The organism is Burkholderia sp. Ac-20365, assembly GCF_017104715.1.
In the GTDB taxonomy this organism is placed as follows: Bacteria; Pseudomonadota; Gammaproteobacteria; order Burkholderiales; family Burkholderiaceae; genus Paraburkholderia.
Window position 1 is genome coordinate 138,097 of sequence record NZ_JAAGPI010000023.1, and the last position, 19,841, is coordinate 157,937.

At 61.1% G+C, this 19,841-nt stretch carries 17 protein-coding genes; 8 read left to right on the forward strand and 9 right to left on the reverse strand.

Translation table 11 applies throughout. From position 1 onward, the window contains the following. Positions 1-38: 38 nt before the first annotated feature. From G3O01_RS29955 to G3O01_RS29985, 7 genes are all read right to left on the reverse strand, one after another. On the reverse strand, positions 39-818 hold the full coding sequence (locus G3O01_RS29955; RefSeq protein ID WP_205810210.1) for an electron transfer flavoprotein subunit beta/FixA family protein: 780 nt from the start codon (positions 816-818) through the stop codon (positions 39-41). Continuing rightward, complete coding sequence (locus G3O01_RS29960) at positions 815-1,993, reverse strand: electron transfer flavoprotein subunit alpha/FixB family protein (RefSeq protein ID WP_205810211.1); 1,179 nt, start codon at positions 1,991-1,993, stop codon at positions 815-817. Before G3O01_RS29960 ends, G3O01_RS29955 begins: the two co-directional genes overlap by 4 nt. Positions 1,994-1,996: 3 nt before the next feature. Beyond that, the gene (locus tag G3O01_RS29965; protein ID WP_205810212.1) at positions 1,997-3,916 is read right to left on the reverse strand and encodes a (Fe-S)-binding protein; all 1,920 of its coding nucleotides are present in this window, start codon (positions 3,914-3,916) and stop codon (positions 1,997-1,999) included. Positions 3,917-3,918: 2 nt separating this feature from the next. Beyond that, entirely contained in the window at positions 3,919-5,982 is a 2,064-nt protein-coding gene (locus tag G3O01_RS29970) for an NADH:flavin oxidoreductase (protein WP_205810213.1), read from the reverse strand. 94 nt (positions 5,983-6,076) lie between these two features. Beyond that, a complete protein-coding gene (locus G3O01_RS29975) occupies positions 6,077-6,622 on the reverse strand; it encodes a DUF5943 domain-containing protein (RefSeq protein ID WP_205810214.1) in 546 nt (181 codons plus the stop codon). Positions 6,623-6,652: 30 nt separating this feature from the next. Continuing rightward, positions 6,653-7,624, reverse strand: coding sequence for a dipeptidase (locus G3O01_RS29980; RefSeq protein ID WP_205810215.1), 972 nt, complete (start codon positions 7,622-7,624; stop codon positions 6,653-6,655). A gap of 43 nt (positions 7,625-7,667) precedes the next feature. Then, positions 7,668-8,942, reverse strand: coding sequence for a serine hydroxymethyltransferase (locus tag G3O01_RS29985; RefSeq protein ID WP_205810216.1), 1,275 nt, complete (start codon positions 8,940-8,942; stop codon positions 7,668-7,670). A gap of 528 nt (positions 8,943-9,470) precedes the next feature. Between G3O01_RS29985 and G3O01_RS29990 the strand changes: the two genes are divergently transcribed. Further along, on the forward strand, positions 9,471-10,490 hold the full coding sequence (locus G3O01_RS29990) for a GlxA family transcriptional regulator (protein WP_205810217.1): 1,020 nt from the start codon (positions 9,471-9,473) through the stop codon (positions 10,488-10,490). A 794-nt stretch (positions 10,491-11,284) separates the two neighbouring features. On the opposite strand, the gene G3O01_RS29995 is transcribed toward G3O01_RS29990, so the two are convergent. Further along, the gene (locus G3O01_RS29995) at positions 11,285-12,205 is read right to left on the reverse strand and encodes a LysR family transcriptional regulator (protein ID WP_205810218.1); all 921 of its coding nucleotides are present in this window, start codon (positions 12,203-12,205) and stop codon (positions 11,285-11,287) included. Between the two features lie 141 nt (positions 12,206-12,346). Here G3O01_RS29995 and benA point away from each other — a divergent pair, with 141 nt between their 5' ends. The 7 genes from benA (at position 12,347) to G3O01_RS30030 (ending at position 19,191) form a co-directional block, all read left to right on the forward strand. Then, positions 12,347-13,714: a benzoate 1,2-dioxygenase large subunit gene (gene benA / locus G3O01_RS30000; RefSeq protein WP_205810219.1), complete on the forward strand. Its 1,368-nt coding sequence runs from the start codon at positions 12,347-12,349 to the stop codon at positions 13,712-13,714. An 8-nt stretch (positions 13,715-13,722) separates the two neighbouring features. Next, positions 13,723-14,214 (forward strand): benzoate 1,2-dioxygenase small subunit, encoded by a 492-nt coding sequence (benB, locus tag G3O01_RS30005; protein ID WP_205810231.1) that lies wholly within the window; start codon positions 13,723-13,725, stop codon positions 14,212-14,214. A 76-nt stretch (positions 14,215-14,290) separates the two neighbouring features. Continuing rightward, positions 14,291-15,313: a benzoate 1,2-dioxygenase electron transfer component BenC gene (gene benC / locus G3O01_RS30010; RefSeq protein WP_205810220.1), complete on the forward strand. Its 1,023-nt coding sequence runs from the start codon at positions 14,291-14,293 to the stop codon at positions 15,311-15,313. 5 nt (positions 15,314-15,318) lie between these two features. Continuing rightward, the gene (locus G3O01_RS30015; RefSeq protein ID WP_205810221.1) at positions 15,319-16,098 is read left to right on the forward strand and encodes a 1,6-dihydroxycyclohexa-2,4-diene-1-carboxylate dehydrogenase; all 780 of its coding nucleotides are present in this window, start codon (positions 15,319-15,321) and stop codon (positions 16,096-16,098) included. 462 nt (positions 16,099-16,560) lie between these two features. After that, on the forward strand, positions 16,561-17,727 hold the full coding sequence (locus tag G3O01_RS30020) for a porin (RefSeq protein WP_205810222.1): 1,167 nt from the start codon (positions 16,561-16,563) through the stop codon (positions 17,725-17,727). A gap of 196 nt (positions 17,728-17,923) precedes the next feature. Further along, a complete protein-coding gene (locus tag G3O01_RS30025) occupies positions 17,924-18,676 on the forward strand; it encodes an NAD(P)H-binding protein (protein WP_205810223.1) in 753 nt (250 codons plus the stop codon). Next, complete coding sequence (locus G3O01_RS30030; protein WP_205810224.1) at positions 18,673-19,191, forward strand: cupin domain-containing protein; 519 nt, start codon at positions 18,673-18,675, stop codon at positions 19,189-19,191. The genes G3O01_RS30025 and G3O01_RS30030 overlap by 4 nt, the downstream gene beginning before the upstream one ends. Before the next feature lie 9 nt (positions 19,192-19,200). On the opposite strand, the gene G3O01_RS30035 is transcribed toward G3O01_RS30030, so the two are convergent. After that, the coding region (locus G3O01_RS30035) for a PLP-dependent aminotransferase family protein (RefSeq protein WP_205810225.1) at positions 19,201-19,841 on the reverse strand (641 nt) is incomplete at its 5' end.

A 19,841-nucleotide genomic window follows, 5' to 3' on the forward strand; every position in this document is an offset into this window, starting at 1 on the left:
TGCTCCGGATTCCGAGGCCGTGTGGGTGCGGCGCAATATCAGTAATCGATGAGTTGATGCTCGCGCAAATAGCCGAGTATCACTTGTGCTTTTTCGACCGAAGTCCCTTCAATTACGACGCTGCCGCCGCGGCTTTCCGTGGTCGTCGCGGACAGCATGCGGGCATGCCCCGAGCGCTTCTCGGCGGCGGCAAGGCGCACCGGCTTGCGCGTGACGGGCGCGAGCGTCCATTGCGCGGCTTCGGCATCGGCGGCTACCTCCACGCGCTGCGGCTGGACGGAACCTGCGCGCAGGCGCGCGTAAGCGTAGCGCGGCGTGACGGTCGCGAGCGGATGCACGGCGACGACTGCGGGCAGCGCCACTTCCACGCGGCGGCGCACGCCTTTCGGCAGGAATTGCCGCACCGTTGCGCGGCCGCCCGCTACCGTGACGTCGACCGCCGTGCCGACGAGCGGCACGCGCAGCGCGTCCGCGAGACGGTACGGCAGCATGCCGCTGTCGAACGCGCCTTCCGCGCACGTGCCCGTCAGCACGAGGTCATAACCTTTCAGACGGCCTGCAAGCAGACCGACGGCATCGCCGTTTTCGCTGCACGTCAGCACTTCGACGCGTTCTGCGCCAAGCGCCAGGTACTCTTCGAGTGCGGGATTACCCGGATCGCCCGCATGCAGCACGTCGAGCCGCGCCGCGTTCTGGCTCGACAGCTGGCGGCCGATTTCGAGCGCAGCGGCATCGTTGCGGCTATAGCGTGCGACACCGCTGACCGGATGCTTGCCGACCGACACCAGTACCGCGATTTTTTCAAGCTTGCCGTTCATGCCGCGACTCCTTCGACGAACTGGTTCACGACAGGCGCAGCCGCAGCCGGACGACCGGAACGCGCGCGATTGATTTCGTCGATCAGCGACGCGATGGTCGCCTGCGTATCGCCGATGATCGTCAGATTCGCGCGCTTGACGATGGGCGCGCTGCCGTCCAGGTTCACGGCGATCACGTGGCGGCAATCCTTGATGCCCTGCAAGTGCTGCACGGCGCCCGAAATACCGAACGCGATATAGACGCTCGCCTCGACGGTCTTGCCCGTCGCGCCGATCTGCTTGTCGCGGGTGAACATGCCGTTGTCGACGGCGACGCGACTTGCGCCGATCGCCGCGCCAAAGGTGCTGGCGAGCTTTTCGAAGGTCGCCACGTCCGTCACACCATTACCCGCCGACACGATGAAGTCCGCTTCTTCCAGTGCGACTTGTGCGGCGTCGATTTCCTCGATGCCGAGATCGCGGTAGACGCTATTCGGCGTCTCGTTCGTTTGCGCGAATGCAGTGAGTTCGACATGCTCGCCCGCGCCGACGAACGGCAGGCGCGTGTCGACTGCGCCTGCAGCGAGCAGAACGACATCAGGCAGCGCACGCGTTGCGTAAGCCTTCTTCGCCTGTGCGTAAGTCGACACGTTATGAGCGTCGATCTGCACGACATGTGTCGCGATGCTCGCACCTGCCAGCGCCGCATAGCGACGACCGAGATCGCCATCGCCCGTTGCGTTATCGGGCATGAAGATATGCGCAGGCGCAAGCTGCGCAACACACGCAGCGACGGCCTGCACCTCGCGTTCTGGCGCGAACGTGCGGCGGTCGAACGACGGCAGTTCGATCACCTTGTCCGCGCCGAGCGCAGCGGCGTCGTCCTTCAGTTCGCCGAGCACGAGCAGCGCGACTTGCGTGCCTGCATCCGCGATCAGCGCGGCAGCAGCGAGCGCCTGACGTGCATGATCGTCGAGACCGCCTCGGTCGCTGTGCGCAACCACGAGCAAGGTGCGTTGCGGCGTCTGTGTCGTGCGCAGCGTTTTGGCTGCGGCATGGCCGTGCGCGCCAGCATGCAGCGCGTGATCATTCGATGCGCCCTCGACATGCTCCGCACCGAGCGTGATGCGCTTCAGCCCTGCTGCCGTGATGACGAACGGCCGGCGCGGATCGATACGTTTGATGTTCGTATTCATCGTTCACTCCAGCGCAGCGGCAACGAGTTCAGCCACATCGAGCACCTCGGGACGCGGACCCACCACACCCTCGAGCATCGCCGTGCAGTTCGGGCAACCCACGGCCACGACATCGGCGTTGATCGCGCGCGCATCGTTGATGCGGATATCGGGAATGCGCTGCTTGCCGGGAATATCCGTCAGCGGCGCACCGCCGCCACCGCCGCAGCAACGGCCACGCTTGCCATGACGCTCCATCTCGACGACCTTGATACCGATCGTCTTCAGCAACTGGCGCGGCGCTTCCGTTTCACCGTTATAGCGCCCCAGATAGCAGGGATCGTGATACGTGATCGTCTTGTCGTTGAATGCCGCGACGGCTTTCGGCGACAGCTTGCCGCTCGCGACGAGTTCCGCGAGGAACGTCGTGTGATGCAGCACTTCGTAACGGCCGCCAAGCGCGCGGTATTCGTTGCGCAGGCTGTGCATCACGTGCGGATCGGCGGTGACGATGCGCTTGAAATTCAGCGTCGACAGCGTGCCCATCATCTGCTTTGCCATGCGCTGGAACGTGGCTTCATCGCCGAGACGGCGCGCGACGTCGCCGGTATCCGTCTCTTGCGAGCCGAGCACCGCGTACTTCACGCCAGCCTTGTTCAACACCTTGACGAGCGAGCGCAACGTGCGCTGATAGCGCATGTCGAATGCGCCTTCGCCGGCGACCAGCAGTACATCGACAGGCTGGCCGGGTTGCGCGACAGGCGAGCTCAGATCGACCGACCAGTCGTAACGCGCTGCCTTGTCATAGCCGCCCATGGTGCCCGTTTCGCGCAGATTCGCGAGCACTTCGGGGCCTTTGCCCGGCACCGTGCCGTGCACGAGCGTCTGGTTGCGGCGCATGTCGACAATTGCATCCACGTGCTCGATCAGCATCGGGCATTCGTGCACACAGGCGCGGCAGGTCGTGCATGACCACACCGTATCGGCTTCGATCAGGCTCGAGATAATCGGACGCTGCGGCTCGCCGCCATGCTGGCCGACCTTGATGCCAGGCGTCGGGCTGCCCGCATACGCGGCATCCGTGCCACCCACCATGCCCGTCACAAGATCCTGAATCAGCTTCTTCGGATTCAGCGGTTGACCAGCAGCAAACGCGGGACAGGCCGCTTCGCACTTGCCGCACTGCACGCACGCATCGAAGCTCAGCAACTGGTTCCAGCGGAATTCGACAGGCTTGCCGACGCCGTATTCGTTCTGTTCGAGCACGGGCGCTTTCAGTGCCGTCGGCGGAACGGCCGCCTCGCGACGCACATCGCCTTCCGCCGCAAAACGCTCCTGACGCGGATGGAATGCGAGATGCAGCAGACCTGCCAGCGCATGCTTCATCGGGCCGCCACGCGCCGCGCCAAACGTCATCGCGAAGGCGCCCGTTGCGATCAGCAGCGCGAAAATGACAGCCAGACCCGCCGACATCGCCGAAGCCGGCAACAGCGTGTACAGCAGCAATCCAAGCGCGAACGAACCAAGCAACCAGGGCAGCGTATTCCACGGACCGCGCGACAGACGCGCAGGCACATCCTTCGCTGCGCGGCGACGCCATACGAACACGGCGCCCACCAGCATGATCAACGCGGCCAGGAAAATCAGCCGGTCGAGCCACGGCGAGTAAATCGCGAGACCGTAGTTGATGAACACCAGCGCGAACGCTGCAATGGCACCGCCCGCCGTCGCGACGTGCGTCTTCGCGATGTACGGATCGCGCGCCACGACATGGTGCAGATCGACGAAATAGCGCTTCGGGATGGTCAGCAGATTGGTCCAGCCGAATGCGCCGGCCGCCGTTGCCCGTCCGAGACGCCAGTAAGCCGCCCGTTTTGCGACCGCGAACGCAAGGCCGGCGACCGATATCCACAACAACGCGGTGATGAGAAACGCCGGGCTCATCGTCAGAAGTCCTTGCAGAGACGCAGCGCGTCATAGATCGCGCCGTGAATGTTGTGCATCGAAATGCAGTCGCCGACACGGAACAGCAGGAAGCGTCCATTGCCGAGTTCTTCGGAGAGCGACGGCTGCGGCTCGGAAGCAAACAGCTTGTGCACATCGACCTGACCGCGATTCACCGATTCCGGCTTGAGCTTCCAGTACAGCGCGTCATTCGGCGTGCTGCCGTTTTCGATGATGACCTGATCGACCGCGCGCTCTTCCTGTTCTTCCGTGTACTCGTTGCGGATCACGGCGATCTTCTTGCCGTCTTCCTCGTACACACGGTCGAGCCAGTAGTTCGGCGTGTGGATCACGCCTTGCGCATAGAGACGTCGATAGAAAATCGGGAACGTGGTGCCGCCAACGTCGTCGGCCACTTTCACGTCGGGCGTCACGATCTCGACCTTCGAGCCGCGGCTCGCGATAAAGTCGGCCACGCCCGCGCCAGCATGCGTGCTCACGCCGTCATACACGAGCACGTTCTGTTTCGGCTCGACCTTGCCCGACAGGATGTCCCAGGAACTCACGGCGAGGCCTTCGTCGACGCCCCATGCCGGCACCTGATGCGTGAAGCTCGTACCACCCGTGGCAAGCACGATGATGTCCGGCTTCTCGGCGAGAATCATCTTCTCGTCGGCTTCGACGCCCAGACGCCGGTCGACGCCAAGACGCTTCGTTTCCATATCGAACCAGCGCACGATGCCCGCCATCTGCTCACGTTGCGGCGCCTTCGCGGCCAGCATGATCTGACCGCCAACGGCGTCGCTCTTCTCGAACAGCACGACATCGTGACCGCGTGAGCGCGCGACACGCGCTGCTTCCAGTCCCGCCGGACCCGCGCCGACCACGACCACCTTGCGGCGCGGCCCACGCGTTTTCTCGATCACATGCGGCATCGTCGCTTCGCGAGAAGTCGCTGCGTTCTGCACGCACAGCACATCGAGACCGTTGTACTGGCGGTCGATACAGTAGTTCGCGCCAACGCACTGCTTGATTTCGTCTTCGCGGCCATCGCGGATCTTGATGACCATATGCGGATCGGCGATCTGCGCGCGCGTCATGCCGACGAGATCGACCATGCCGCTGGCGAGCAGACGTTCGGCCTGCCCTGCATCGCGAATGCTTTGCGCGTGCATCACGGGCAGCTTTACGACCGACTTGATGCCTGCCGCGAGGTGCACGAACGGCTCGGGCGGCAGCGCCATCGGCGGCATGCAGTTGGCGAGCGTGTTGTGCGTATCTGCACCCGAACCAATCACGCCGATGTAATCGATCAAACCGGATTCCGACATCGCCTGCGCGATTTCCTTCAGTTGCTCGTGATTGAGCCCGTCTTCATGAAACTCATCGCCGCACATGCGCAGGCCGACGCAAAAGTCCTTGCCCACAGCTTCACGCACGGCCGTCAACACTTCGACGCCGAAACGCAGACGGTTTTCGAGCGAGCCGCCCCATTCGTCGTTACGGAAATTCGTGCGCGGGCTCCAGAACTGATCGATCAGATGCTGGTGCGCAGCCGAAATTTCGATGCCGTCCATGCCCGCGTCTTTCACGCGCTTCGCAGCTGCTGCAAAGTCGCTGATGATGCGGCGGATTTCTTCGATTTCGATGATCTTTGCGTTACCGCGATGCACCGGTTCGCGCACGCCGGAAGGCGTCATCAGATGCGGCCAGTGCTCGCCATGAAACGCCGAGCGGCGGCCCATGTGCGTTGCCTGAATCATGATCTTCGCGCCATGCCGATGCATCGCTTCGGCAAGACGCGACAGCGGATCGATGATCTTGTCCGTCGACAGGTTGACGGACTTCCACCAGCCCTGAGGACTATCGATCGACACCGGGCTCGAGCCGCCGCATACGGCGAGGCCCACACCGCCCTTGGCCTTTTCCTCGTAGTAGCGGATATAGCGGTCGCCGGGCAAGCCACCCGGTTCGGCATATACCTCGGCATGTGCCGTGCTGACGATGCGGTTGCGCAGCGTCAACTGATTGAGCGTCAAAGGCTTGAACAGATTGGGGTAACGCATTGCGGGCGACCTCGGGCGGGTTCGATTCAGTCTGTTGTTTCAGTCACGCAGCCGGCGCTGTTTTTCAGCGCACCGCCGCGTGTCTGTACTTCTTTCATGCAGCAAGCGGAGATACTTCGAATACACAGTGATCGTGCTGATGGTTGTGATGTTCGCCCGCGCACTGTGCTTCTTTCGACTGACTGCGCGGCGCATTCTTGCCGCCTTCCGTCGTGTCGTTGACCCAGTCCATTGCGCCTGCGAACCAGCCCGCGAACATGTAGCAAAGCTTGCCGCTCTTCTCCGGCTGCTGAAGCACGAACGACGAATAGCGCAGTTCGATCTTCGCGTGCGCCGTCGCCGGGTCGGCTTCGATGATCTTGAACAGACCCCAGCCGCGCTGCGACAGACGGTTCAGGTAGTGCTCGAACACGGCCATGCCGCTGATGCCGTGCTGCTTCGCTTCCTTGTCGCACCAGTAATAAGCGGACTTGTAGCCGGCCTTATAGAGAATCTCGGCATACGCTTCGACGCCGAGTGCTTCTTCGACAGCAGCGTGGTTGTTCGTGAAGAAATGGCGCGGCACGTACAGCATCGGCAGCGCGTCAGTGGTCCAGACACCCGTATTCGGATCGACGTCGATGGGCAGTTGCGGTTGCATTGCAGGTTCCTTTGTTCTCTCAGGTGTCTATCAGCCGTTCCAGACTTCGCCGAATACGCGCAGCCAGTTCTCGCCCATGACTTTCTTGATGCGCGATTCGCTCCAGCCAGCCTTTTCCATCGCGGCCGTCAGGTTCGGGAATTCGCCGATCGTGCGGATGCCTTCGGGGTTCACGACCTTGCCGAAATTCGTCAGGCGGCGATAGCGGCCCTTGTCGTGCGTGATCCAGTCGAAGAACTCAGTCGAATAACCTTGCGTGAAGTCGGTGCCGATACCGACCTTGTCTTCGCCAATTACGTCGATCACGTATTCGATCGCTTCCAGATAGTCTTCGACAGTCGCGTCCGGGCCGCGCTTGAGGAACGGCGCGAACATCGTGACGCCGACAAAGCCATTTGCATCGGCGATCTCTTTCAGCTGTTCGTCGCTCTTGTTGCGCGGATGCTCTTTCAGACCCGACGGGCAGCAGTGCGAGTACGTAACGGGTTTCTTCGAGCAGGCGATCGCATCGGAAGACGTTTTGCCGCCGACGTGCGACAGGTCGACCATGATGCCGACGCGATTCATTTCCTGAATCACTTCGCGGCCATAACCGGAAAGACCGCCGTCCGGTTCATAACAGCCGGTGCCGACGAGGTTCTGCGTGTTGTAGCAAAGCTGCACCACGTTCACGCCGAGTTCCTTGAACACTTCGATATAGCCGAGGTTGTCCTCGAACGCATACGAGTTCTGGAACCCGAAAATGATGCCGGTCTTATTCTCTTTCTTTGCGCGCAGGATGTCGTCCGTCGTGCGCACCAGCGTGAGAATCTCGCTGTATTCGCGGATCTGCTGCTTCATTTCCGCGATGTTGTCGATGGTCTTCTGGAAGTCTTCCCACACGGAAACCGTGCAATTGACGGCCGTGACGCCGCCCTTTCTCATGTCCTCGAATACCGAGCGCTCGAACTTCGAAATGTTCAGACCGTCGATGATGATGCTGCTGTCGTGAAGGGTACTCATGATTGACTCCGTAGCTGTGGGGCTTTCGTATTGATTGCGCGGCTCAGTAGATCGGGAAGCGTTCGCACAGCGCGAAAATCTCACGGCGCACGCGCTGTTCGGTGGCGGCATCGCCATCGGGATGCGTGCGCAGTGCGTCGAACACTTCCAGAATCAGGCGGCCGATGTCGCGGAACTCCGCGACGCCGAAGCCGCGCGTCGTGCCTGCCGGCGTACCGAGGCGAATCCCTGAAGTGACCGTCGGCTTTTCCGTGTCGAACGGAATGCCGTTCTTGTTGCAGGTGATGCCCGCGCGTTCGAGCGCCTGCTCGACCTGCGCGCCCTTCAGACCCTTCGGGCGCAGATCGACGAGCAGCAGATGGTTGTCGGTGCCGCCCGTGACGAGATCGACGCCGCCTTCTTTCAGTACTTCACCGAGCGCCTGTGCGTTGGCCAGCACGTTGTCGATATAAGTTTTGAAGCTGTCTTCGAGTGCTTCACCGAATGCAACCGCCTTGCCCGCGATCACATGCATCAGCGGGCCGCCTTGCAGACCAGGGAACACGGCCGAGTTGATCTTCTTAGCGATGTCTTCGTCATTGGTCAGCACGAAGCCGCCGCGCGGGCCGCGCAGCGTCTTGTGCGTGGTCGACGTCACGACGTGCGCGTGCTCGACGGGATTCGCGTGACGGCCCGCGGCGATCACGCCGGCGATGTGCGCCATATCGACCATCAGCTTCGCGCCGACGCTATCGGCAATCGCACGGAAGCGCGCGAAGTCCAGCTGGCGCGGATAAGCGGAGAAGCCGGCGATGATCATCGACGGCTTGTGTTCGTGCGCAAGCTTTTCGACCTGGTCGTAGTCGATGCGCATCGTCTCGCGGTCGACACCGTACTGGACCGCGTTGAACCATTTGCCGGACAGCGCCGGCTTCGCGCCGTGCGTCAGGTGGCCGCCTGCATCGAGCGACATGCCGAGAATCGTGTCGCCCGGCTTCGCCAGCGCGAGCATCACGGAACCGTTCGCCTGTGCGCCCGAGTGCGGTTGCACGTTGGCGAAGCCGGCGTTGAAGAGCTTCTTGATGCGTTCGATGGCCAGCGCTTCCACTTCATCGACGAACTCGCAGCCGCCGTAGTAGCGCTTGCCCGGATAACCTTCCGCGTACTTGTTCGTCAGCACCGAGCCTTGCGCTTCGAGCACCGCGCGCGACACGATGTTTTCCGATGCGATCAGTTCGACCTGCGACTGCTGGCGTTCGAGTTCCTTGAGCACCGACTTGCGCACGGCTGTGTCGCGCTCGGCGAGGGTCTGCGAGAAGAAAGGGTTGGCGTTCGACATGGCTTCCGTTCAGTTGACTTTCAGTTGAGCACTGGTGGCTGAAAAGCGAAAACAGCGTGCGAGGCCAACTGTCCAATTCCGCGCTATCCCTTGACTGGACTGGCTTTGCACCACTTGCACCGACGGCTCTATTCTTGTCTTTCGCCCGCCGGGTCAATTTACGATTTCAGACGCGTTCTTTGCCTTTTCCGCCATGCAAGTCCGTTTTGGACAAGTTGGCAAGAAGCGACCGGTCGTGCTTAATCGCGACTTCAATTGCTGAAATTGAAGTGCTCTGGTCATGGTGCGTTGCAGCGATCCGATGACGGCCCGGCGGGCGGGCATGGCACCGCATCAGAGCGCAACGGGCTCGCGGAGAGTGCGGAGCTTGCACAGCGACGGTGCGATCGCGCGAATGCACTGCCGCATGGTCCTTATCCAGCCAGGGTTTAGCCGTATGGCATGCTTGTTGCGCTCACTCGCAGAATAAGAAAGGCCGTTTCCCCACTCGGCCGTAACAGAACATCGAGCTGAAGGAACGCCCGAACCATGTCGCCCGATCGAACCGCGTCGTTGTCGCACTTCGCGTTCATGCCGCTGCCCAACTTCACGATGATCGCGTTTACGAATGCGATCGAAGTGCTGCGCATGGCCAACTACCTGAGTGGCCAGACGCTCTACCGCTGGTCGATCATCAGCCCTGATGGCGGCTCTGTCACCGCGAGCAATGGTTTGTCCGTCGACACCGGCCCGGCCGAGTGCGTGGGCACGCCGGACATCGTGTTCGTGTGCGGCGGCATCGACGTGCAGCGCGAAACCACACCCGAACATCTATCGACATTGCGCCGCTTTGCGCGTGCGGGTGTTGCGCTGGGCAGCCTGTGCACGGGCACTTATGCACTCGCAAAGTCGGGCTTGCTGGCGGGCTATGCGTGTGCGATTCACTGGGAGAACATGTCGGCGCTCAAGGAAGAGTTTCCCGACACCCGTTTCCTGAAAGAACTCTTCGTGATCGACCGCGATCGCGTGACATGTACTGGCGGCGTAGCGCCGCTGGACATGATGTTGAATCTGATCGCGGCGCGCGTGGGGACGCCGCGGGTGACCCAGATTGCCGAGCAGTTTATTGTCGAGCATGTGCGGGATAATTCTGCGCAGCAGCGTATGCCGTTGGTGGCGCGGCTTGGGTCCGCTAACAAGTCATTGTTCGAAGTTATCGCTTTGATGGAGAACAATATCGAGGAGCCACTCTCTCGTGAGGAGCTGGCTCGTTTGGCCAATATGTCTCAGCGGCAGTTGCAGCGGTTGTTCCGGGAGCATCTTGGGATGACGCCGACTCATTACTATCTGACCTTGCGGCTTCGGCGCGCTCGCGAGCTTTTGCTTCAGACTGATATGTCGATCATGCATATCACCATGGCTTGTGGGTTTCAGTCTGCTTGCCATTTCAGTAAGAGCTATCGTGATGCGTTTGGGACCGCGCCTACGCGCGAGCGCCGGAAACAGGTTGCGCCGTTGGCGCATGCAGTGATTAATTCTCTTGCTGGTGCTGTTACTGTGCATGCTTGAGGTTGTTTGATTTGGCTTTGCGGTGCTTTTTTTGTGGTTTGCTTTTGGTGTCGCTGGCATCCGCGATTTGTCTTGCCTGCTTCAGGCGTTGCCCCTGTGCGGGGCGGCACTTACTTTCTTTGCCGCCGCAAAGAAAGTAAGCAAAGAAAGCGGGCTAACACCGCCAGCCCTTGTTATTGCCTGAGGGCCCCCAACGGTTCTTACACTTCACACGGCAACTTCTCAGTCTCCGCCCGTTGCCCGCGCTTCGAATGAACGCCTCACCCACTTCAAACACCCATAGCACCGCCAGCGGCAGCGAATGGTTTGCGCCGCCCAGGTGGCAAACTGTGTGTAGGTCGTAGTGCTTCACCCGGCAGCGCTCTTACGACACCGATCGTGTTTTCCAGTCCGGAGTGATGTGTGTACGCCGCGAAAGCCTACACACAGTTTGCCGCTATAGAACGTGGGCAATCTGATGGCACGTGTGGTAACGCGGGAGTGTGAAGCGGGTGAGGCACCGATTCAAAGGCGCTGGCAACGGGCATTGAATGGCAGAACGCCGTTTGAAGCGGAGGAACTGTTGGGGGCCCTCAGGCGAGAACCAGAACGGGCGGTGTTAGCCCGCTTTCTTTGCTTACTTTCTTTGCGGCGGCAAAGAAAGTAAGTGCCGCCCCGCACAGGGGCAACGCGTGAAGGGGTAAGTCATATCGCGGATGCCAGCGTAAAGTCAGGCGCAACCACCCCAGCGTCGCAAGACAAAAGCAAAAGCAAAAGCAAAAGCAAAAGCAAAAGCAAAAACCAAAACCAAACCACTACCCGCCCTCATGCGGCGGCAAATACTCCATCTGAGCCTCTTCATAGAGGCGATAAATCAGCTCTAGCATCTGAGTCAAATCTTCTGACTCATCCATCACTCGCATACTCATGATAATCGGCGAAACCAGATTGGAATCATCAAGCTCGACATAGCTGACATCATCGCGTTTAAGACCATAAACGCTACTCGGCACAACAGAAATCCCCTCGCCGGCGGCGACCAGCCCCAACGCTATCTGCAACTCCCGCGTCTCGTAGATTCGAGCCGGCTCCAACCCGCGATCGCGAAACGCAGCCAACACCTGATCCGCGTAACTCGGCCTCGGCGCCTTCGGGAAAATAATCAAGGTCTCATTGAGCAGATCGTGCAGCGACAAAACCGGCTTCAACTCCGATAACGAATGCCCCAGCGGTAACGCGACGATCATCCGCTCCTCGCGCAACACGATCCGCCTGATACTCGGGTCCTCGTGGCGAATGCGCCCGAACCCGACATCGATCGTGCCTTCCTTCAGCGCCTTGATCTGGTCCATCGTCGACATTTCGTGCAACGTCAGTTCGACCGCGCTGTGCTCGGTACGGAAGCGCCGGATGATCTTCGGCAACATCCCGTACAGCGTCGAGCCGACAAAGCCGACAGAAAGACTCCGCTCGATCTTCCCCACGCGCCGCGTCATCGATTCGAGCTCGGCCGTTTGCGCCAGCAATTGCACCGCGTGCGAGTAGAAAAAACGCCCCGTATCCGTCAATTCGACAGGCCGCGAATTGCGCACGAACAGCTGCACGCCGAGCAGATCTTCGAGCTGCTGCATCTGCCGGCTCAGCGGCGGCTGCGCAATGTGCAGACGTTGCGCAGCCCGCGTGAAGTTGCGCTCCTCAGCCACGGCGACGAAATAACGCAGATGGCGCAGCTCCATGACGATACCCCTTGGATATTGAACTGATACTAAATCAGTGTTGGACGCACCGTATGTCCGCCAACTACTCTTCACTCACACGCAGCGCCCTCACAAATTATACCTTTCGGGTTGCGACAAACCCCGTACAGGAGACACGTGATGATCCCCATCTACCCGGACCGCAGTCCGAAGCTCAAGCACATCGACGACTATCTGGTCGAAGACACCGCGCGTGGCGACTATCGCCTGCACCGCAGCGCATTCACGGACGAAGCGCTGTTCGAGCTGGAAATGCAGCACATCTTCGAAGGCAACTGGATCTACCTCGCGCACGAAAGCCAGATCCCGTCGAACAACGACTACTTCACGACCACGATGGGCCGTCAGCCCGTCGTCATCACGCGTAACCGCCAGGGCGAACTCAATGCGCTCGTCAACTCGTGCACGCATCGCGGTGCCATGCTGTGCCGTCACAAGCGCGGCAACAAAGCGACCTTCACCTGCCCCTTCCACGGCTGGACCTTCAATAACAGCGGCAAGCTGCTCAAGGTGAAAGACCCCGAAGGTGCGGGTTATCCCGAATGCTTCAACCACGAAGGCTCGCATGATCTGAAGAAAGTCGCGCGCTTCGAAAGCTATCGCGGCTTTCTGTTCGCCAGCCTGAATCCCGATGTGAAGCCGCTCACCGAGTTTCTCGGCGAGGCCGCGCGCATCATCGACATGATCGTCGATCAATCGGAAGACGGTCTCGAAGTTCTGCGCGGTTCGTCGACGTACACGTACGAAGGCAACTGGAAGCTGACGGCCGAAAACGGCGCGGATGGCTATCACGTGTCGGCCGTGCACTGGAATTACGCGGCGACGACCAACCAGCGCAAGGAAAAGAACGCTGCCGAAGACAAGATCCGCGCCATGGACGCAGGCGGCTGGGGCCGTCAAGGCGGCGGCTTCTACGCGTTCGAACACGGTCACATGCTGCTCTGGTCGCGCTGGGCCAATCCCGAAGACCGCCCCAATTTCACCCGCCGCGATGAATTCGCCGCACGGTGCGGCAGCGAAACCGCGGACTGGATGATCCAGAACTCGCGCAATCTGTGCCTCTATCCGAACGTGTATCTGATGGATCAGTTCGGTTCGCAGATTCGCGTGCTCAAGCCGCTGTCGGTGAACAGGACGGAAGTGACGATCTACTGCATCGCGCCCAAGGGCGAATCCGATGAAGCGCGCACACGCCGCATCCGCCAGTACGAAGACTTCTTCAACGTGAGCGGCATGGCGACGCCCGACGATCTCGAAGAATTCCGTGCATGCCAGCAAGGCTATGCCGCACGCTCGGTCGAATGGAACGACATGTGCCGCGGCTCGACGCACTGGATCGAAGGCGCGGACGAAGGCGCGCAGAAGATCGGTCTCAAGCCGCTGCTCAGCGGCGTCAAGACAGAGGACGAAGGTCTCTACACCATCCAGCACCGCTATTGGGTCGAAACGATCCGCGATGCACTCGCGAAAGAAGGGAGCGCGGCATGAGCACGACTATCACTGCGCCGGCACTCACGGATATCCAGACGTTTCTGTACCGCGAAGCACGCCTGCTCGACGACGAGCAATGGGATGAGTGGCTCGAGCTGTATCACCCGGACGCCGTGTTCTGGATGCCGTCGTGGGACGACACCGACCAGTTGATCACGGATCCGCAGCGCGAAATCTCACTGATCTACTACCCGAGCCGCCAGGGCCTCGAAGACCGCATCTTCCGCATCAAGACCGAGCGATCGAGCGCGACGATTCCCGATACGCGCACGAGCCACAACATCAGCAACGTAGAACTTGAGAGCAACGACGATGGCGTCTGCACCGTGCGCTTTAACTGGCACACGCTGAGCCATCGCTACAAAACCAATTACAGCTATTTCGGCATGTCGCGTTATGTGATCGATTTCAATGGCGCGTCACCGCGCATCCTGAACAAGTACGTCGTGTTGAAGAACGACTACATCAATCAGGTCATCGACATCTATCACATCTGAGCGCTGCATCGTCCGCTACATCGTTCGCCACATTGGGCAGCAGCACGAGCAGCAATCCGCAGCACAGGAGCAGTTCATGGAACATCGCATCGCACTCCAGTTCGAAGACGGCGTCACGCGCTTCATCACATGCCGCGACAATGAAACCTTGTCGGACGCAGCGTACCGGCAAAAAATCAACATCCCGCTCGATTGCCGCGACGGCGCATGCGGCACGTGCCGCGGCTTCTGCGAATCGGGCTCGTACGATCTGCCTGAATCGAGTTATATCGAAGACGCGCTGACGCCGGAAGAAGCCGCGCAAGGTTATGTGCTCGCATGTCAGACGCGTCCGCGCTCGGATTGCGTGATCCGTGTGCCCGCTTCATCGACGGCATGCAAGACGGGCGTTGCGCGTCACGAAGGCACGCTCGCCAACGTGCAGAAACTGTCCGACTCGACCATCGAATTTTCTATCGATGTCGATGCACCCGATCAATTGAGCTTTCTCGCAGGCCAGTATGTGAATGTCGAGGTACCGGGCAGTGAGCTGTCGCGTTCCTATTCATTCAGCTCGGCGCCTGGCGAATCGCGTGTGTCGTTCGTCGTGCGCAACGTGCCTGAAGGCAAGATGAGCACGTATCTGAGCGAGCATGCGCAGCCGGGGCAACGCGTCGCGTTCTCCGGTCCGTATGGGGCGTTCTATCTGCGCGATGCGACGCGGCCCGTGCTGTTTCTCGCGGGCGGCACAGGCATCGCACCGTTCCTGTCGATGCTCGACGTGCTCGCGGCAAAAGACACCGCAAAGCAGCCCGTGCGCATGGTGTACGGCGTGACCAGCGACACTGATCTCGTTGCGCTGCCCAAGCTCGATGACGCGCAAGGCAAATTGCAGGACTTCGAATACCGGACCTGTGTCGTCGATCCTTCGAGCGATCACCCGCTCAAAGGTTATGTGACCGCGCATGTCGACCCCGCGTGGCTGAACGGCGGCGACGTCGACGTGTATCTGTGCGGTCCTGTTGCGATGGTCGATGCGGTGCGTGGCTGGCTCGGCGATATCGGCGTCACGCCCGCAAGCTTTCACTACGAAAAATTCTCTGCCACCAACGCGGCCTGACCATCATGAATCAACGCTTCGCAGGAAAAGTGGTCGTCGTGACGGGCGCGGCGCAAGGTATTGGACGCAGCGTCGCGGTCACGGCCGCGAGGCAAGGCGCGACGGTCGTGCTGTGCGACCGCTCCGATTTCGTGCATGAAGTCGCAGCCGAAATCTCTGCGCCGGGCGCGCGCTGCATCGCCGTGATCGCCGATCTGGAAACGTATGCAGGCGCGAGCAAGCTGACGGATGCGGCACTCGGCGCATTCGGACGCATCGACGTGCTGATCAACAATGTCGGCGGCACGATCTGGGCCAAGCCGTATCAGGAATACGATGAAGCGCAGATCGAAGCGGAAGTGCGTCGCTCGCTGTTTCCAACGCTTTGGTGTTGCCGCGCCGCGTTGCCTTCGATGATCGAACGTAAGGGCGGCGTAATCGTCAATGTGTCGTCGATTGCAACGCGCAGCATTTATCGGGTGCCCTATGCGGCATCGAAGGGCGGCGTCAACGCATTGACAGCCAGCCTCGCATTCGAGCATGCGGCCGACGGCATCCGCGTCAATGCGGTTGCAACGGGCGGCACGGAAGCGCCACCGCGCCGCGTGCCGCGCAACACCGAACAGCAGACGGAACAGGAAGCGCTCTGGTATCAGGGCATTGTCGACCAGACGAAAGCCACCAGCCTGATGCATCGTTACGGCACCATCGACGAACAGGTCGGCGCGATTCTCTTTCTCGCTTCAGACGAAGCGTCCTACATCACGGGCACCGTGCTGCCCGTGGGCGGCGGCGATCAGGGCTGACGTCTTTCCATACCGCGCGCGAGCCCTTCGTGCGCGGCGCTACGCTTCATCCACACGAAAACAGCGGACGAAAAAAAACGCGGCGAGAAGCCGCGTTCAAGCGTGTTGTCTGCTGCGTGCAGACAGGATGAAACACGGGCAAGTCTAAAGCATTGCGCGAAACGATAAACCCCGCAACGTGCAATTCATTATCGTTGTTCCCGCAATATTCCCATTCACAACATGATGCAGCGAAATAGCGGTCGCAATACGCTTCAATCTTCGTCCGCTAAAAACAATCCAGCACGCCATGCCTGAATAAACATAAGCACCGCAATACTGTTTGTATAAGGCCGCAATAATCGCATGAACTCGTGTTGTGAATAACACTAATACCGTTTTTTTGGATTTTTTACATTTGTTGCGTGCGCCATTAGTCTCTCGATCATTCAAACGCTTTACCACACGCAGGAGAAGAGAAGAATGAAGCGCACTGCCCTCTCGATGATCTCGCTGGCCGCACTGGCCACCGCCACCAGCGCCGCACACGCACAGACCAGCGTTACGCTGTATGGCACGATCGATACGGGGATCACTTACGTTCACAACGCATCGGGCAATAACAGCCTGTGGTCGCTTGGCAATACCAGCGCAGGCAATCTGTCAGGCACGCGTTGGGGCCTCAAAGGCAGCGAAGACCTGGGTGCCGGTATGAAGGCGATCTTTCAACTCGAAAGCGGCTTCGATCCGAGCACGGGCAAGATGGGCCAGGGCAGCCGCCTGTTTGGCCGTCAGGCCTATGTCGGCTTGACGCAGGATCAATACGGTTCCATTACACTTGGCCGTCAATATGATCCGCTGATCGATCTCGTGCAAGGCATCACGGCCGACAACTACTTCGGCAGCGCATTCGCAACAGCCGGCGACGTCGACAACTACGACAACAGCTTCCGCGTGAACAACGCCGTGAAGTACACGTCACCCGTTTTCGCAGGCCTGCAATTCGAAGCGATGTATTCGTTTGGCGGCGTGGCGGGCAGCACGGGTTCCGAGCAGTCGTATTCGGGTGCCGTCGCTTACAACAATGGCCCGATCGGGCTTGCTGCCGGCTATTACTACACGACCAACAGCCCGGCATCGGAAGGCATTCGCACGACCTGGAACAGCACGTCCGACGGCACGTTCGACGGCCCGGTGAACCTCGGCTACCAGACGGCTCACTCGATCGGCATTGCACGCGTGGCCGGCCAGTACACGGCCGGCTCGTTCACGTTCGGTCTCGGCTACAGCAACGCGCAGTATCGCCGCGACGACAGCTCGATCTTCAGCTCCAACGAGCGCTACAACACAGGTCAGGGCTTCGTGAACTATCAGGTGAACTCGGCGACGCTGGTGGGCGTCGGCTATAGCTACACGCACTCGAACGGCGATACGTCGGCGACGTACCATCAGGTCTCGCTCGGCGCGGACTACAACCTGTCCAAGCGCACCGATCTCTATATGACGGCTGCGTATCAGCACGCCAGCGGCCAGACGCGCGACGCAAACACCAACACGATCACCGACGCGCAGGCGTCGATTGGCTCGTATGGCTATGCAGGCACGAGCCATCAGGAAATGGTCAACCTCGGCATCCGTCACAAGTTCTAAGCGTAGCTGAACGTTTCTGCACGGCGGCTTCCGTGCGGCACGCGAAAGCGTGCTGCTACCGAAGCCGCCGTCTGCTTTGCAGCGCAATTGATAATGGCTCAATGAATCTGTCGATAATGGATCTTTCTATCATCCATTTTCATTCGTAATCTCCCACTATGGGCTTCGAAGCCCGGCACACATGGAGAGGATCGGAATGAACGCGACAGTATTCGTGGCAGGCGCGGCGGGCGCGATCGGCAACGCACTCGTACCGCTGCTGGTCGATGCGGGCTACACCGTTTATGGCAGTACGCGCCGCGCAGAGCGCGCGGCGCAGATCGAACGCGCGGGCGCGACCGCCGTGATCGTCGACGTGTTCGACGCACGCAAGTTGGCCGACGCACTGCGGAGCATCCGCCCCGCAGCAGTGATCCACCAGCTGACCGACCTGCCGCCTGCACTCGATCCCGCGAAAATGGCACAGGCCGTCGCTGCCAATGCGCGGATCCGCGACGAAGGCACCCGCAATCTGATTGCAGCGGCGCGCGAGGCGGGCAGCAAGCGCTTCGTCGCGCAGAGCATTGCGTGGGCGTATCGCGAAGGCACGCAACCCTACGACGAAACACACCTGCTCGACACGGACGCCGAAGGCAACCGTCTCGTTACGGTGCGCGGCGTCGTGTCGCTGGAGACGCAGGTGTTGACCGCACCGCTGATCGGCACGGTGCTGCGGTACGGGCACCTCTATGGCCCCGGCACCGGTGCCGATCACGCAAAAGGCGCAAGCCCCGTCCATGTCGATGCCGCGGCACATGCGGCGCTGCTCGCACTGCGGCACGCGCGCGCCGGCGTGTTCAATATCGCCGAGGACAACGCCGTCGTATCGACGGAAAAAGCGAAGCGCGAGCTAGGCTGGTCCGCCGGCTGGCGGCGCCTCGCCGCAAGCGAACAGGCCGCAGCGCGATGAATGCCGCTCACCTGTTCACGAGCACGAACGGCAGGCACGCGCGCACGTTCGCCACCGTCACCGCGCTTGCGCTCGCGCCGCTCGCCGTGTTGCCGACGCGCCCCGCGATGCCATGGCTCGACGCACTGTGCAGCACGCCGTTGTTGAGCGATGCTTCGGCCTCACCCGATGCAGCCGCCCAGCGCCCGACTTCAAGCTCGCGCGTGCTGTCGTGTGAACCGCTTGCAAACGTGCCCGGCAAATCCATCACGACTGCGCTGGTGGACTTCCCGCCGCGTGCTTACACAGGCGCGCACCGGCATCCGGGCGCCGTGACGGCCTACGTGATCTCGGGCACGCTGCGTTCGCGGCTGGACAGCGGCCCGGCCATCGACTATCGCAGCGGCCAGACATGGTTCGAGCCGCCCGGCACCCTGCACGATTCCGTCGAAAACACCGATCCCGCGAAGCCCGCGAAACTGCTCGCCGTGTTCGTCACCGATTCGAATTGCGGCCCGCTCGTGCTGCCACCCTGATTATCGACGTCACGTCCTGTACAGCATCTTCTGCAGCACGCGGGCGAGCGTACGCGCGCCCGCGTCGATCTCCTCCGCGTCGACACCCGCAAAACCAAGCACCAGTCCCGCGGGCGCCGCGCGCTGAATCGCATAGGACGACAACGGCCGCGTCTCGACACCGGCATCGGCAGCCAGGCGTGCGGCAAGTGCATCGTCCGTCCCGGCGGGCAGAAATGCAGGCGCATCCAGACCAGCGACGATCGGCGGCAGCGCGAGCAGGCCGCCCCAATGACGGCGAGCCGCATCGTGCAGCGCTTGCGCCCGCTCGCCATACAGCTCGCGCATGCGCCGCACGTGACGGCCCGCGTGCCCTTCGGCGATGAACGCGTGCAGCGTCGCCTGCTGATCGAGCGGCACGTGCCGGCCCGTCAATGACCACGCCGCCACGAACGGCTCGACGAGACGCTCGGGCAGCACCGCATACGCGATGCGCAGCGCCGGAAACAGCAGCTTGCTGAAGGTGCCGCAATAGATCACATGGCCCGCATGGTCCAGACTCTTCAACGCCGCGAGCGGCCTGCCTTCGAAACGATATTCACTGTCGTAGTCGTCTTCGATGACGAGCGCGCCGCGCGTATGCGCCCAGTCGAGCAACGCGAGGCGCCGCT